This window comes from Paenibacillus luteus (assembly GCF_006542765.1).
Classification (GTDB): Bacteria; Bacillota; Bacilli; order Paenibacillales; family Paenibacillaceae; genus Pristimantibacillus; species Pristimantibacillus luteus.
In genome coordinates, this window is the sequence record NZ_SKCD01000017.1 from 22,801 (window position 1) to 37,176 (window position 14,376).

Genomic DNA, 14,376 nt, shown 5'->3' on the forward strand with positions numbered 1-14,376 from the left:
TGCACAATAGATGCCATTATTTCATTCAATGTAACCTAAACTCACATATATTTCATGCAGTTTATTATATATTCCGATTGCACGGTTTTGTATCCTTAAATTAAGAAAATCAAGCAGGCGGTGCATGCCAAATGAATCGAATATTGGATAACAAAATGAAGGATATGCTGCGAAAATGGCTTCACATTGCAATAGGCTGCTTTGTTACGGCTGGCGGATTGATGATTCTGAAGCACTCCCATATCGTTACCGGAGGCACGGCAGGTCTCTCTTTAAGCTTATCGCCCTTGCTGCATGTCCGATTCCACTATTTGTTCGCCCTCGTCAACCTTCCTTTTTTTATATTTTCCTACTTTTACATGGGTAAATCCTTTACCGTCAACACCATGCTGGCCATCGGGCTTGTCTCCGCATTAAGCGCTCTAGACAGCGCCTTGCCCGCTTTTGCAATTCCATCCCTGATCGGGGCTGTTGTTGGCGGCGCATTTATCGGTGCGGGCATTGCCGTATTGTTCCGAAACGGCGCATCCCTCGGCGGCGCGACGATTCTTGCCATTTATGTCCACCACAGATATGGCATCCATCCGGGCAAAACCAATCTGGCCTTTGACCTGCTCGTTGTAATCACCAGCTTATTCGTCTTTCCGCTGGCAAGCGGTCTGATTTCAGCATTATCCATTGCCGTTACCGCAGGCTTCTTGTCTTTTTATAAGAGAAAAAAGGCAAGTGCTGAACAGGTGAAAAAGGAGCCTCTATCCCGTGCAGCTCCATCTTAAGGAGCCTAGATAGCAACCACAATACTAGCAAACAGCCGCGAGTTCGGATCAATCATCCGAATTCGCGGCTATCATTATGTTTCTTCGTTATTTTGGACTTCCTCCTTGAGGTCTGGCGCCTCCACCTCCGCCGCCAGGCCCACGGCCCGTATTGCCGCCAGTCGTTACTCCCGATTCATTCAACCACGTAACGCTGCTTGAGATTTCAAACGATGTGATTTGCGTTCCGCCTGTATAATTCCCGTCCGTATAGATGCCGTCCGCTGCGCTCCCTGTCGAAGCTCCTCCCGAATAGAGAGTATACGAACCACCACTTTTCAGCTCAGGCGAGCTAATAACGACGGATTGATAATTTTTAGTTGGCGCAAAGGTTATAATGGCGTTGCCATCGCTATCTTGCAAGTGAACCAACGTTCCTGCTTGCTGAGTCTGTGGGAACGTCATGCTGACCGTGAATTGACTGGAGCTGTCAGACGCTGCTTGAGCCATTCCCGAGCTTCCCGCTGCCACTAGCGTTCCACCGCTGAGGTCAAAGCTGCCATCGTAATCCAATGCCCCATTGCCGTTGTTCGTTGGGCCATTAACGATAACCGTACCGCCCGTCATCACGATAGAACCGTTTGAATCCAGACCATCACCAGCGGCATCCACGCTTACTGTGCCTCCGCTAATGGTAAGCAGATTGCTAGAAGACGCTTGGAACTGGTCTGCGCTTCCGCCGCTCGTTTCATCGCTGCCTCCCGCTACATTAATCCCGTCATCCGAAGCAGCCACATGAGTCTCGCCGCCGAAAATCGTAATGTTTGCCCCTTCAATGCCTTCATAGCTCTTGGTGATGTTAATGCTTCCTCCGGCTATCGTCACCAAGGCATCCGCATGGATTCCATCATCACCCGTCGCTATTTCCATATCTCCGCCAATTACGGTAACATTGCTGTTGCTGTGCACGGCATCATCTGCGGAATCAATCGCAAAGCTTCCGCTGTTCACGGTGATATCTCCTCCTGCCTTCAGCCCTTTCGTGCTTGCCGTTTCCTCCGTTGCTGTTGTAGTTGAAGCAGCGCCTCTTGGCGAGCCTCCTCCCATCTCCTCCTGCTTCACTTCACCATTAGAGCTGCCTCCACCCGTCGTCAAGGTATACGTACCTCCATCCATGACCAAAGCAGTTTCGGCTTGAATGCCGTCATTGCCAGCCTCAATCTGGAAAGTTCCACCGGCAATAGCGATAAACCCTAGTGCTGCATCGGCATCGTTAGTGGACTTGATTCCGTCTCCCTCTGCCTTAATCGTTAGATCTCCATTTTCAATAGCAATCATGTCCTTGCCTACAATGCCATCATCCGCAGCCTGAATGGCTATAGTTCCTGACACGATTTTTAAGTCATCTTTGCTTGTAATTCCGTCATTATAGCTGGCCACAACCGACAGCTTCCCGGTACCGTTGATCGTCAGATCCGCTTTACTGAACAAAGCCGCACTCGGCTCATTGGTCGCAGCATCCGCAAAGACATAGTCTTTACCGTCCGAAATCGAATTCACCGTACCTTCCTGCAGCGTCATAACTACCTTGTCCGCTTCCTTGATATCGATCGCTGCGCTGTCGTTGTCATGAATCTCTACTCCGTTCAGCACCAGATGGACGACTCCTTCATCTTGTACATTTACCACAACTTGCCCGTCGCTCAGAGTCCCGTTCAGGACATACGTTCCTGCTTCTGTGATGTTCACGGAGCCATTCGCGGTGGCTGCTCCGGAACCGGTAATGGAGGCACTGGTTCCGTTCAGTTTAATCACGGTCGCGGAATCCGCGTTCCAATCCGTAGCGTGATCCTCCTCGTCAAACGTCGCCACATCAGACACTTTAACGGTAGCGGGAAGTGCGGCTGTAACGGTCTGGCTTTCCGAGCCTGCCGTACTTGCCGTGTTCGCAGCGGCTTCTGTCACCTCTGCAGTAGGCGTTGTCTGCGATGCCGTAGTGCTGCAAGCTGATAAAACTACCGTACAGATCAGTAGAATTCCTAACATCCGTCTCATTTTTCCTTTTTTCATATCGCTCATCCTTTCGATTCCAAATGATTTAATAGTCATACGTGGTTGGATTCATCGTTAACGAAATATCTAGGTTTCCGTTTCTGCATCGAATGGCGTCCAGGAATTGCTTCTGGTTCGTAAGCTCGTCAATCGTCACGGTGTACACCAGTTCATATAAGCTGCCTAGCTCAGTGGTCCGAATTTTCTTAAGCTCATAACCCACTTTAAATTGGGCAAAAACTTCAGCAAATGCTTCCTCATAGCCCAAATTTTCCGGGATGGTCACTTTCAATACTTTTTGCAGCGTTTTTCTAACGCCAAATTTCACTCGGTTAAGCACCACCATCAGCACGCAGAGGATCAGAGTGAACAACACGGCGTAACCGAAGGAACCAACCCCGCAGGCGAGCCCCGCCGCCATGGTGAACAAGACAAAAGTGATATCCTTAGGGTCGCCCGGCGCGCTTCTGAACCGAATAATGGAGAAGGCTCCTGCTAGGCTAAAAGCTCTGGCAATATTGCTGCCGATGAGCAATATGATGATAGCTACAATGACTGGCAGCAGCACCATCGTAAGCGTGAAGCTTTGCGAATACCCATTCGGATTCGTCTTCATATAGGTGTAACTGATCATGCCGCCTAGGACTAGAGACAATAAAATCGTAATGATTGCCGATGTAAAAGTTAATTCCGTTGTAGTTAAGGAGGTGGAAAAAAGTGACTCAAGCATAGAGGACGCTTCCCCTTTCTGCGCTGCTGTTTCTCAGCATTTTTTTGTATTCATTGCCGTATTTCGAGAAGCTAGTGCGATACATCTGATGCTCAGACAGCAGTCTCGACAACCACATGGGAATTGTCTTCTCTGCCTTTACTTCCATCAGCCACTGGCCAGGCTCCAGCAGAGGTTCTCCGTAATTGCCGCTCTCAAGCTTCAAATCATACCGCCGGCATCTGATATTCGTATCAAAGGTAATTCGGAGGTCGCGGCTATTTTTACAAAATAACGCTTTGCGCTCATAACCCAGATATACTTTGGGCTGCAGGTCATACTGTCCAAGAAAGTATGTAATTTCCTGCAGAACCTGATTGTTCATGTAATCCTTAAGTTCTGGCTGGACGCCTGTACGGACAAATTCATAAGCCTCATTCAGCTTCAGTCCCGTCCTTCGTTTGTTAACCAAACCGCATACCTTCTTCTTAATTTCTAGGTATACCTTTGCATCCTGCTGCGGGGTGCCGTAAGCCCTCAAACGAAGCTTTTCCTTGTACTTCGGCTTGGATAGACTGTTGCGAATCAAAGCATCGTGTTCAGTGTCATAATACAAATTAGTGATGGAATAAAATTCATGCTGCTTGTTATAATCGTCCAGCTCCATATATTCCAACAATTGAAGGTAGAAACGGCGGTAGGCCTCACTGTCCAGCAAATATTTATTCTCATATCGGTTGAATACCTCAATAGCCATAGGGTTCAAGTCCTCTCTATTTGATTTCGCTTGTAATGGCGGTTGTGATCTCGTGTGCTATAGTTGTATCTTAGTCCCCAAACCTTTAGTGAAACTTAAATCTATTTACAAATGCTCAACTTTTTTGCTGGCCGGACAAGCTTCGTTTTTCGCTTTCATTATTAAGGTTGACTAAAGGTAATCCTGATATAATTACCTCATTAAATACAGAACTCATATAGAGGATGACAGACCATGAGAATCTTAATCGTAGAAGATGAGCTTCATCTTGCAGAAGCCTTAACCCAAATATTAAAGAAACAGCATTACGCCGTTGACGCTGTCCATGACGGCAGAACGGGCTTGGATTATGCGTTGAGCGGGATTTATGATTTGCTGCTGCTGGATATTATGATGCCTGAAATGGATGGGATCAGCGTATTGACCAAGCTCCGCAAAGAAGGCGTCTCCACTCCCGTTATTCTGCTAACAGCAAAAGGAGAAATTTCAGATATGGTCGCAGGCCTGGACTATGGAGCCGACGACTATATCGCTAAGCCTTTTTCATCCGAGGAGCTGCTTGCCAGAATAAGAGCGGCGCTTCGGCGCAAAGGAGAGGTAGTGCCGGAGGATGCGTTAACGTTCGGAGACATCGAATTGAATACGACGAATCTAAAGCTCACCGTCAAAGGGAAAGAAATGAAGCTCAATTTAAAGGAAAGCGCCTTACTGGAGCTGCTGATCGTTCGGAAACAAGCCGTGACTTCCAAGGAACAAATTATCGAGAAGCTATGGGGGTTTGATTCCGAAGCGGAGCATAACAACGTGGAGGTGTACATTTCTTTTTTGAGAAAAAAATTCACATTCCTGCACTCGACGGTGCGCATTAACACGATCCGAAACGTAGGGTATGTATTAGAGGTGACAGCCTAATGTTTACGAAGCTCCGAAATCGATTTCTCATAGTTAACCTGATTATTATCTCCATCGTCATGCTTGTCGCCTTCGCTTCCATTTACGTCATTACTTACCGAAATGTGCGAAGCGATATCAACATGGAGCTCTTCCGGATATCGGAGTCTTATCAGAAGCCACCCGGGAATTCAGACCATTCGCCTTCCCGTTCAGAGGGGGCCTCTTCTTCAACAGCCATGGATAATGATAAAGGACCTATGGATAAAGAAGAGAGGTATAACCGGGATTCGCCGCCTGAGCGCTCCGTTTCCTTTATGCTTCAAACCGACGAAGCGCATACTCTGACTGCAACTGCCTCGCAATTTGTGATGGATACCGAATTTTATGAGGAGGCGCTGGAGGAAGCCGTGACATTGAATAAAGACACGGGACAATTTAAGCTCGATGGCAGCCATTGGACGTTTAATATGAAGCCTACCAATGATGGCTATATGCTTGTCTTCCTGGATATCACCGCCCAGCAAGAGATTTTGACTAATTTAATCTATACCTTCTCCGTAGTGGGATTGGTCATGCTTCTGATCCTCTTCTTCACCAGCCGCTTCTTCGCCAATCAGTCGATCAGGCCGGTTAAAGAGGCTTTCGATAAGCAGAAGCAGTTCATTGCCGACGCTTCCCATGAAATGAAAACGCCGCTTACCATTATTAATACCAATGCGGATGTCTTGTTATCCAATAGCGAGGACACGATTCACAATCAGTCCAAGTGGCTGCACTACATTAAATCAGAAACGGAAAGAATGACTAGATTAACCAATGATCTTTTGTATTTAACGGAAATGGATGATTCCAGAGCAAGCATGGTCTACTCGAAGTTCAATCTGAGCGAAGCGGTTGAAACGATTATTTTGACGATGGAGGCCGTTATCTTTGAGAAAAATGTGGCGCTGGACTATGAGATCGAGCCTAATCTGACGGTACAAGGCAGCAGCGAGCAAATTAAACAAGTGGTTATGATTTTGCTGGACAATGCGGTTAAATATACGAACTCCAAGGGTGCTGTCACCCTTTCGCTTAAGAAACAGCAGAACGACGTGGTGCTCTCGGTGACCAACACTGGTGAGGGGATTGCCGCTGAGCATCTGACCCGAATCTTTGATCGGTTCTACCGTACTGATACTTCCCGGGCACGCAAGCAGGGCGGTTATGGCCTTGGCCTTGCGATTGCCAAATCTATTGTCGAACAGCATAAAGGGAAGATTTACGCGACAAGCACGGTCGGTCAATCGACTACGTTTTTTGTTTATCTTTCTTGAGAAAAAGGCCATCCTGCGTAGGATGGCCTTTACTCATTCCATGATCTATTTGTGATATAAAAGCTTTTCCCTTCTTATTTACCCAGAAAGCTCTCAACGATAAATTCCAATTGCGCTTCCAGAGAAATGGGATCGTTGAAGTAAGACCCTTTTGCATCAATAAAATAAACCTGATTATTTTTCACTGCGGGCAGCGATTCCCACAGCTTGCTTCCATAAACGACATCCGGGTTACCGTCATCCCATCCCCAGTTGCTCGTGAAGATGTAGTCGCCAGCATATTCGGGCAATAGCTCAAGCGTCAAGGCTGCTCCAAACTCTTCCCCGTCAATCAGTTTTTCCTGAATAATCGGTGGCGCCTTAAGCCCAAGGTCTCCATGGATGATTTCTCCGCCTCTGCCGCCCTTATTGCCCCATGCATAGATGCCTTTCGCAAACGGCTGAAGAATCGATACCGTTTTGTCGCCAACGACTTCGTTGATCTTCGGCTTGACTTCCGCAATTTTGGCGTTCCACTTCTCTATCCAGTCCTGTGCAAGGTCTTCCCTGCTCGTAATCTTACCAAACTCCAGCAGTAGGTCAGCCGGGGTCCCCGCGTCATATTTCAACCGAACAACCGGAGCGATTTGAACCAAACTCTCGTACTGGGTTTCTTCAATATAATCAAATGTAATAATCAAGTCCGGGTCCAAGTCCAATATAGCCTCGATATTGGGCTCTTCACCAATATTAATGACATCATCCAGCTTGCCATCAAGATAAGGATTTTGCAGCGCATCTTGGGTAGCAGCCAGCGGTGTAACACCAAGCGCCAACAAATTACCGATCGCGCTTCCCGTCAAATCAATAATCCGCTTTGGATCGGACGGTATCGTAACCGATCCCTTGCTGTCCGTATAGGTCTTCGTCGTCGCGGCAGCATTCGTAGGCTTCGGAGCTTTCGTTGTCCCTTCCTGGCTCGCACCCGCCGCAGATGTTCCATTCCCGCTTCCATTGGTATTTACCGAATTTGTACCATTGGAGCAAGCGCCAATTAACAAAGTAATGCATAACAGCAAGGCTGCTGTAGCAATTGAAGTCGACTTGCTTACTTTTTTCACCGAAAATCCCCCTCTTATGCGTAAATGATAATCGTTCTCGTAACCATTGACACTATAGCACCCGAGATTGGCGGCATCAAGGGCAGATTTCATCCGAAGCATGGGCAAATCCAGTATGGGCCCGCCGTCCTTGTGTCGGGACCTGAACTGTGCTGGCGGCATGCCGTAGCTTTTCTTGAAACTTCGGCTAAACGTGTGGGCATCGGGATAACCGGCCCGCTCGGCAATCTCCTGCAGCGAGAGAGCGCTATGAACCAAATCGTTCACGGAAGCCTCCATACGAATGCGCGTCAGAAACCGGATGGGGCTCTCGTTCACGCGATGCTTGAACAGCTTCGTCAAATAGCTCACACTGCAGTCAAACAGCTCTGCCAGCATTTCCAATGTTAAGGGCTCCATATAATGATCCTGCATATAACGAAGCACCTGCGCCATCAGATCAGGATCGACCGGATTGATTCCTTGACGCTGCATCTGCCATAGAAGCTCATGAATGAATTGATAAAACAAAGTCCTGGCGTGAAAGGAATCCAGCGTGTTCTCCTTCATCCAGCCCTGATGCATCCGCTCCAGCTTGTCCAGCAAGGGCAAAGGGTATAGCGGAATGAAGCTGTATTGGGATTGAAACGGATTGTCACTCTCCATCTGCTGTTTTAAACTCCGGGATGAAGGCAGCATCAAAACAGCCTTATATAGGATCAGATAATATTCAAACGGTTCCTCCGCTAAAATAGTAAGACAAGCGCCGCGCCCGCCGTGCAACACATGATTTCGGCTCATGCCGTGGAGCGTATCGTCCAGCTGTACCTGCGCATGGCCGCTTTGCACATACAGAAATGCGCTGGTCGGCAGGCGGTAGCCCTGCATCTCGGCTCCGCACTCCAGTACCCCATAACGGATATCCCAAACTTTAATAGCTGCATGATTCCATAATGCAATATGATCGTTCAGCCTCATCGCCTTCTTAAGTACCTCCCTAACCTTAACCACATTACCTTTCATTATATTGATAACAATTCTCAACGTAAAGGGAAAAGACTGCAGCAGTCCGCCTTACGGCAGCCTGTCACAGCCTTCCCCTTGTTCTATAGATTCATAATAACAGCAGGCTATCCGCCATTAATTTGAAGAACCGGCCGTCTTGAAGCGGTCGTGTTTTCCTTGGAGGCAAGCTCTGCTCCAACATCCTCCGTTAAGCCCACGATTCTAAACGATATCACGCTGCCAGAAAAGTTATTTACGAATGAGGTGACGTCCAAATAAATATAGCTGCCTGCGGCACTGGCTGTATCGGAGCCTTGAGAGGTTCCAGCCTCAGTTGGCCGATTAGAATACTTCAAGGTAGATTCGGTCCAAGCCGTATTGTTAATGCCAAAAGCCCTGATGGGGACACTTGTGGAATTGCTGTGCAAGCTATTCACGTACAGCTTGATTTTGGCCGAATTGATGGTGCCCGTTACGGACGATTTATTAAATTTTAGATAAGCCTCACGTGCAAACGACGCATCGCTGTCTCTTTTCTTAATCGTTAACGTCGTCTGTGATCCATAATTATCCGAGCCGTACGTACCGCCCCGAACAAAACTGTCCTCTATGACTTGAAGGGTAGCGCCAGGCACAACAGGGCCACCGCTGCCCGGCTTCCACCAGTTGCCCGAAATGTAGAGCATGTTCAACAGGTTAAAGGTATCTTCAAAATAACCGGCTTTTGCATTTTTCATCCAATCCCATCCTGCATTCACCCACGCCTGGTGGCTCGTGCTCGTTGTGGCGGCAGAGATAAGCGGCGACGTAAAGACGGCGGAGCTGTAGGAATTGATCGCATTCCCGCTTAACGTATAGCCCGCTACAATGGAGGAGGGGGATCCGTTTGTCTTGCCTTTAATCCACACCGCTATTTTGTCAGCGATCGTTTTGCCTCTGGCATCACCATAAAGCGCATAATCCATAACGATGCGCAGCGGTACCCGCGATGCATTGTAGAAATATTGATTCGTTTCTTTGAATTCATCTAAATACCACTCTGGAGCTGGCTTAGCCGGGTTATCTACAATGAAGTCTGAGATCAATCCCGTAGTAGAAGCATAGCTATTGCTAACCTGAGAGTAAGCCGTATACAAGCTATTAATGACGTTAATCCAGGTCTGATCGCCAGTCACATCATAAAAAGCTCGTAAATGACTAAGCATCCAGTCCGATGGCCTTGAATTTAGCGCGCTCTTCGAATCCCAGTCTCCCAGATTCAAGCGATTGCTATTTGTAACGTTACTTTGCTTAATTGCATTAATCATCGCTGTAGCTTCGGAGAGATAATTAATGGTACCGCTTGATCCCCATTGGTTGTGGGCTAATATCAACGAATAGGCAATGTCCAAATCCCCATCTGTCGCAGAGCTGAAATTACCTTGCGCATTCACGTGATCGGCTACGACCCAGCCCATCAGCCCGCTATTGATCGAGCTCTTGAAAGCACGGGCCGTCTTAAATAAGCCGTTGTATATCGTCTGTGCATTGGCGTCATGACCTGCCATTAATGCCGTGATGACCATTCCGTAGCCTTGTCCTTCAGATGTGCCTAGCGGCGTAAAACCGCCAGCGCTGCCCGTAATTTCACCCTTCACGTAATAGCCCCCGGGTAGCGAAGCCAAATTATTTTTGAGGTACTTGCCTTTCCAGTAGTCATAATAAGAAGATACCGAAGCATTCATGGATGACTGCGTGACATGGTTAGGCTTGATAATTCCCGGATAGCTCACCTGCTGTGGAAAAGGTTTTGCTTCTCCCGCTGCACTGGCCGTTTCCATAAACGAAGTGGATACTTGGGACAGGCTTAACAGCATCACAGCGGCAAGACCGATGGCAAAAGCTTTTTTACACGTACGGATGGTTCGATAAAAATGCATGAACATTAAAATTCCTCCCTTAATAGTATAAGCGCTTTAACTTTTAAAACAAGGTAGGGTTCGTTCATATCTGTCGGGACGCGCTTCACGGTGATTTTATCACATAATTTTCTATTTTAATACCTGTTTATTAAATAACCTACTTTGTTCCTATTCAAACCTATTGCTCATTCGATCATAAAGTTTAATCGCTTATATATTTATAGTTGAATATGACTGGTTATTTGTATTGACGGCTTGAAAGTGGATTTTCACCTCAACTAGCGCCAAATGCGAAGTCATACTCTCTCTAGCGACCAAAGGCCGAAAACATCCTATTTAAGCTAGGCATAACGAAAAAAAGCATCACGCAAAAGGTCTCATAAGATACCGATTGCTGGACGCCTTTTTTGGTGCAAAATGCTGTGGCTACTTTGTTTTCTTACGAATTTGCTTGTCGCGATTCTCGCCCCATTCTTTGGCTTGGGAAGTCGCAATCGCAATTGCCCGTCCCTCTTCATAACCGTCCTCGAGCAAAGCGTTGGCAATATCGATCGCTTTGTTGCGAACGGGAGCCATAAAGTTTTTGAGGGAGTCTGGGTAGTCCTCTTTTGTCCACGGCATTGTGCAGCCCTCCTCTCGGTTTGGGTCACCAGCGGCTAGTGCTTTTACCGCCTGTGCTTTCTAACGACTATTACCCAATACGAGCGGAAGCTTAAACAAAGCTGCAGCAAACACCATTTTCATCGTACCCCGATGAAAGCTTCAATATCCTTAAGTTGCCCTTCCACTGCAAGTGGCGAATACATCCACCATCGGTCGAAGGAAACGATATGAGCACTGCCGCTGCGCACTGCCTTTAAGCTTTGCCACGACTGTGTGTGCAGAAGCTTGCGGAACGCCGCCTCAGCACCGGGATCCCTATCGTTTACCATAACAAATATCCGATCGGCATCATAAAGACAAATCTCATCGAAAGCTAGCGCATCCGAAAACACATTGCTGCCGTTGTAGCCCGCAATGATGCGTTGAACGAGCGGATGCGGCTTCCAGTTCAGTGCATGATATAGGACATGCCCCATATTCCGGTCTCCCGCTACTCGGAAACCATCCTTATCAATAACGAAGGCTGCACAAGTCTCCCGATCCCCGATTAAAGCTCGCAGCCGCTCTTTTGTCTGCATTACTTTCTCTTCGTGGTTCTCCAGCCAGTCTCTCCCCTGTTGATGCTTGTCTATCACGGAAGACACGCTGCCTAGCTGCTGATACACATCTTGAGACTGCCATGTCACGCGCACGACTTCAGCAATTCGAGAAAACTGCTCGTATTCGCCAGGCGTCATATGCTCGTAGCCGAGAATGATATCCGGTTCCATCTGTCTAATCTCATCCATGTCACAAGGATCCCATTGGAACGACTTCATGCTGCTGAGATAGGGATACACATACTCGTTTTGCAGCAGATGGTAATCGGGGGCGCCCACCGGTGTCAAACCTAGCGCAAGTAAATGCGACGTATACAGTAAGCCTATCACGCGGGGCTGGTGTTTTTTCATGTAATGCGTTGGCGGAACCCCCACCTGCTGTTTGAATCTTCGACTAAAATAAAACTCATCGCGGAAGCCGACCTGATTGGCTATGGTTAGCATATTACGATCAGACGCCTTCAGCAGCTTCTTGGCCTGCTCGATTCGTAGCCTATATAAATAATCAATAGGGCTTGCCCCTGTCATTTGCTTAAAAATATGGGAGTATTGACGTGGTCCAACCTCAGCCATAGCCGATAGGTCGTTCACATTCAGCTTCCGATGATAATGCTCCTTCATATACAATATCGTCTGTTCAACCGCCTCCCGCGAATTCGCAGGTTGTCCCGAAGAAACCCGAGCCAGGAATGTATACAATACCTCCTGCAATAGGATGCCTCTTCTGAATTTTTCCAGTCCGTTGCGTGTTTCCTTATACTCCTTCAAGCTATCCAACATAGTCAGTAGAGGAGAAAGGGGTGTAACTGCTGTGGGACGATTTTCAAAAGACGACAAAACATCTTCCTGCGAATCGGCAGCTCCATTGAGCATGCTAGCAACAAAGGTTAGTGCATGCACGTACATCGTCTGCCCCTGCTCGACCGCAAATTCAACCCGCGAGCCTGGAGGTAACAATACGCAATGATTTTCCCGAAGCAAGAACCGCTGTCCTCCAATCATAACCTGGGCTGTTCCCCGTTGAATGATCCATAACGCATGCGTAGGTATAGAAGATACAGCATTCGGAACGCTCAAATCATAGCTTTGGCTGTCCAACCCTTTCCATTGAAGATGCAAATGTTCAAAAGGCCAGTCCGTTTCATTGGTGTTCACCGGAGTAGTCCCCCTCAAAAAAACAAAATCATCACGCTCCATAATAGGTTCATTGTATTATAATTATAAACCGCCGAAAAGGCCCCTTGCAGGCAGGGGCCTTATTCCTATCATTAGATGATTTTATTATTTTTGAAACAGAGCGACCGCTTCATCAAGCAATGCGTCAGTAGAGAACAAGGTGTACGACCACCACTTATCATGGGGAACGACAAATACTTTGCCATTTTTTACTGCAGGCAAGCTCTTCCAAATCTCAGACTGCTGCATCTCCTCGAAATACTCAACGGAACCCGGTTGAGCATCGTTCACTTTAATGATTAAATAGTCCGCATTAAACTCCGGAAGCTTCTCGAAAGACATTCCTTCCGTATAGACCATAAATCCATCTTTCGCGTCGATTTGCTCTTGGATCTGCGGCAAACGCTTCAAGCCAAGCAAATCATTAAGCACATAACCCATGTTGCGGTTACCGGCGACCTGGAAGGTTTGTTTGAAAATTTCGATTGCAGCTACCGTTTCATCCGGTTTAACCAACGCACTGATCTTTTCTTTATTTATCGCGACTTTTTCCTCATGCTTCTTTATCCATGCTTCAGCTTCTGGTTTCTTGTCAACGATATCTGCGATGTACTTGAGCTGTTCATAAAGACTTAGGCTCCAAGGATAAACGACCGTCGGAGCAATTTTCTCAAGCTTCTCCATTACCTCCGCATCAACAAAGGAGGAAGCGATAATAAGATCAGGCTGCAGCTCAACAATGGCTTCAAAGTTAGGCGGATAGTCGCCAGCCAGCGTAATCTGATCTGCATACTTCTGCAAATAATAATCCTGCTCGATCTCATACGTCAGACCGCCTACAGGCGTAATGCCGAGCGCCAGTAGCTGGGTTGTGGCGCTGACCGAGAATATCCGTTTAGGATGAACCGGAATCTCCTTGACACCCAAAGCATCTTCAAACGATTTGGTCTGTGGAGAAGCTTCCTCCCCAGCGGGTTCCTGATTGGTCGCCTTGTTGCCGCAGCCAGCAATGACTAGCAGGCATAGGAGCATGCAAATAAAGAATGTTAATCCTCTATTGTTGTTTTTTAAGCTCATGTTGACTCCCCTTCATTTGCTCATAGTAGTGAGATTCATTCTCACTGGATATGATTATATCGAAACGCGCGTGGAATGCCCATGGACAATTCTGCGTTTTTTCTTATACGATTCGGAGGAGTCTCTGCTGTCATTCTGGGATTCAATCGTTTGGCTTAAGCTGCTTTCATCAGCAGATAGAGAAAATAAGGAACACTCACTATCGTTACGATAACTCCCGCTGGTATGCCCATGGCGAAGCTGGCGGTTCTTACGACAGTATCCGAGGCCAATAATTTTGAATCTAGAACCCTCATTGAAAAAGTATGGATTCCTCCAGCATGAACGACAACCTGCAAGGTAGTAGCGGCATGGGTTCGCTTTCTTTCTGATCTGTTGGAGGTTACTTGTTCGGATATAATTTTAAGTTCGTTTTATGCAGCAGAATATATTTAATAGAAGAGGGCAGTGTGC

12 protein-coding genes and 1 pseudogene are annotated in these 14,376 nt (G+C 47.3%); 3 read left to right on the forward strand and 10 right to left on the reverse strand.

The window, feature by feature from the left end:
* Positions 1-131: 131 nt before the first annotated feature.
* Positions 132-776: a YitT family protein gene (locus E0496_RS14155; RefSeq protein WP_141502446.1), complete on the forward strand. Its 645-nt coding sequence runs from the start codon at positions 132-134 to the stop codon at positions 774-776.
* An 87-nt stretch (positions 777-863) separates the two neighbouring features.
* On the opposite strand, the gene E0496_RS14160 is transcribed toward E0496_RS14155, so the two are convergent.
* Genes E0496_RS14160 through E0496_RS14170 form a run of 3 tightly spaced genes read right to left on the reverse strand, consistent with a single transcriptional unit; the run spans position 864 to position 4,273 of the window.
* Positions 864-2,825, reverse strand: coding sequence for a carbohydrate-binding domain-containing protein (locus E0496_RS14160; RefSeq protein WP_141502449.1), 1,962 nt, complete (start codon positions 2,823-2,825; stop codon positions 864-866).
* Between the two features lie 28 nt (positions 2,826-2,853).
* Positions 2,854-3,537 carry a DUF4956 domain-containing protein gene (locus E0496_RS14165; RefSeq protein WP_141502451.1) on the reverse strand — a complete coding sequence of 228 codons (684 nt, stop codon included), beginning with the start codon at positions 3,535-3,537 and terminating at the stop codon, positions 2,854-2,856.
* Complete coding sequence (locus E0496_RS14170) at positions 3,530-4,273, reverse strand: polyphosphate polymerase domain-containing protein (RefSeq protein WP_139992250.1); 744 nt, start codon at positions 4,271-4,273, stop codon at positions 3,530-3,532. The genes E0496_RS14165 and E0496_RS14170 overlap by 8 nt, the downstream gene beginning before the upstream one ends.
* 234 nt (positions 4,274-4,507) lie before the next feature.
* Between E0496_RS14170 and E0496_RS14175 the strand changes: the two genes are divergently transcribed.
* Together E0496_RS14175 and E0496_RS14180 are read left to right on the forward strand one after the other, a co-directional pair.
* Positions 4,508-5,185: a response regulator transcription factor gene (locus E0496_RS14175; protein ID WP_139992252.1), complete on the forward strand. Its 678-nt coding sequence runs from the start codon at positions 4,508-4,510 to the stop codon at positions 5,183-5,185.
* Positions 5,185-6,483 carry a sensor histidine kinase gene (locus E0496_RS14180; RefSeq protein WP_141502452.1) on the forward strand — a complete coding sequence of 433 codons (1,299 nt, stop codon included), beginning with the start codon at positions 5,185-5,187 and terminating at the stop codon, positions 6,481-6,483. Before E0496_RS14175 ends, E0496_RS14180 begins: the two co-directional genes overlap by 1 nt.
* A gap of 74 nt (positions 6,484-6,557) precedes the next feature.
* Here the strand turns inward: E0496_RS14180 and E0496_RS14185 are convergent, their stop codons facing one another.
* The 7 genes and pseudogenes from E0496_RS14185 to E0496_RS14210 all read right to left on the reverse strand — a co-directional run bounded on the left by E0496_RS14185 (position 6,558) and on the right by E0496_RS14210 (position 14,219).
* Positions 6,558-8,585: an AraC family transcriptional regulator gene (locus tag E0496_RS14185; RefSeq protein ID WP_141502454.1), complete on the reverse strand. Its 2,028-nt coding sequence runs from the start codon at positions 8,583-8,585 to the stop codon at positions 6,558-6,560.
* A 107-nt stretch (positions 8,586-8,692) separates the two neighbouring features.
* Positions 8,693-9,202, reverse strand: a complete 510-nt coding sequence (locus E0496_RS36540; RefSeq protein ID WP_241674809.1) for a CBM96 family carbohydrate-binding protein — start codon at positions 9,200-9,202, stop codon at positions 8,693-8,695.
* An 18-nt stretch (positions 9,203-9,220) separates the two neighbouring features.
* Positions 9,221-10,486: pseudogene (locus tag E0496_RS14190) on the reverse strand (family 8 glycosyl hydrolase); the annotation flags it as partial.
* A gap of 408 nt (positions 10,487-10,894) precedes the next feature.
* Positions 10,895-11,089, reverse strand: a complete 195-nt coding sequence (locus E0496_RS14195) for a DUF2188 domain-containing protein (RefSeq protein ID WP_139992256.1) — start codon at positions 11,087-11,089, stop codon at positions 10,895-10,897.
* A 119-nt stretch (positions 11,090-11,208) separates the two neighbouring features.
* Positions 11,209-12,825: a helix-turn-helix domain-containing protein gene (locus E0496_RS14200; RefSeq protein ID WP_161601423.1), complete on the reverse strand. Its 1,617-nt coding sequence runs from the start codon at positions 12,823-12,825 to the stop codon at positions 11,209-11,211.
* Between the two features lie 126 nt (positions 12,826-12,951).
* Positions 12,952-13,923: an ABC transporter substrate-binding protein gene (locus E0496_RS14205; RefSeq protein WP_141502457.1), complete on the reverse strand. Its 972-nt coding sequence runs from the start codon at positions 13,921-13,923 to the stop codon at positions 12,952-12,954.
* Between the two features lie 155 nt (positions 13,924-14,078).
* Entirely contained in the window at positions 14,079-14,219 is a 141-nt protein-coding gene (locus E0496_RS14210; RefSeq protein ID WP_141502460.1) for an iron chelate uptake ABC transporter family permease subunit, read from the reverse strand.
* Positions 14,220-14,376: the final 157 nt, after the last annotated feature.

Excerpts from the sequence above, each read along its gene's own strand:
- E0496_RS14210 (WP_141502460.1), bottom strand. The coding sequence starts at position 14,219 with ATGAGGGTTCTAGATTCAAAATTATTGGCCTCGGATACTGTCGTAAGA.
- E0496_RS14195 (WP_139992256.1), bottom strand. The coding sequence starts at position 11,089 with ATGCCGTGGACAAAAGAGGACTACCCAGACTCCCTCAAAAACTTTATG.
- E0496_RS14205 (WP_141502457.1), bottom strand. The coding sequence starts at position 13,923 with ATGAGCTTAAAAAACAACAATAGAGGATTAACATTCTTTATTTGCATG.
- E0496_RS14185 (WP_141502454.1), bottom strand. The coding sequence starts at position 8,585 with ATGAAAGGTAATGTGGTTAAGGTTAGGGAGGTACTTAAGAAGGCGATG.
- E0496_RS14180 (WP_141502452.1), top strand. The coding sequence starts at position 5,185 with ATGTTTACGAAGCTCCGAAATCGATTTCTCATAGTTAACCTGATTATT.
- E0496_RS14160 (WP_141502449.1), bottom strand. The coding sequence starts at position 2,825 with ATGAAAAAAGGAAAAATGAGACGGATGTTAGGAATTCTACTGATCTGT.
- E0496_RS14170 (WP_139992250.1), bottom strand. The coding sequence starts at position 4,273 with ATGGCTATTGAGGTATTCAACCGATATGAGAATAAATATTTGCTGGAC.
- E0496_RS14165 (WP_141502451.1), bottom strand. The coding sequence starts at position 3,537 with ATGCTTGAGTCACTTTTTTCCACCTCCTTAACTACAACGGAATTAACT.
- E0496_RS14175 (WP_139992252.1), top strand. The coding sequence starts at position 4,508 with ATGAGAATCTTAATCGTAGAAGATGAGCTTCATCTTGCAGAAGCCTTA.
- E0496_RS14155 (WP_141502446.1), top strand. The coding sequence starts at position 132 with ATGAATCGAATATTGGATAACAAAATGAAGGATATGCTGCGAAAATGG.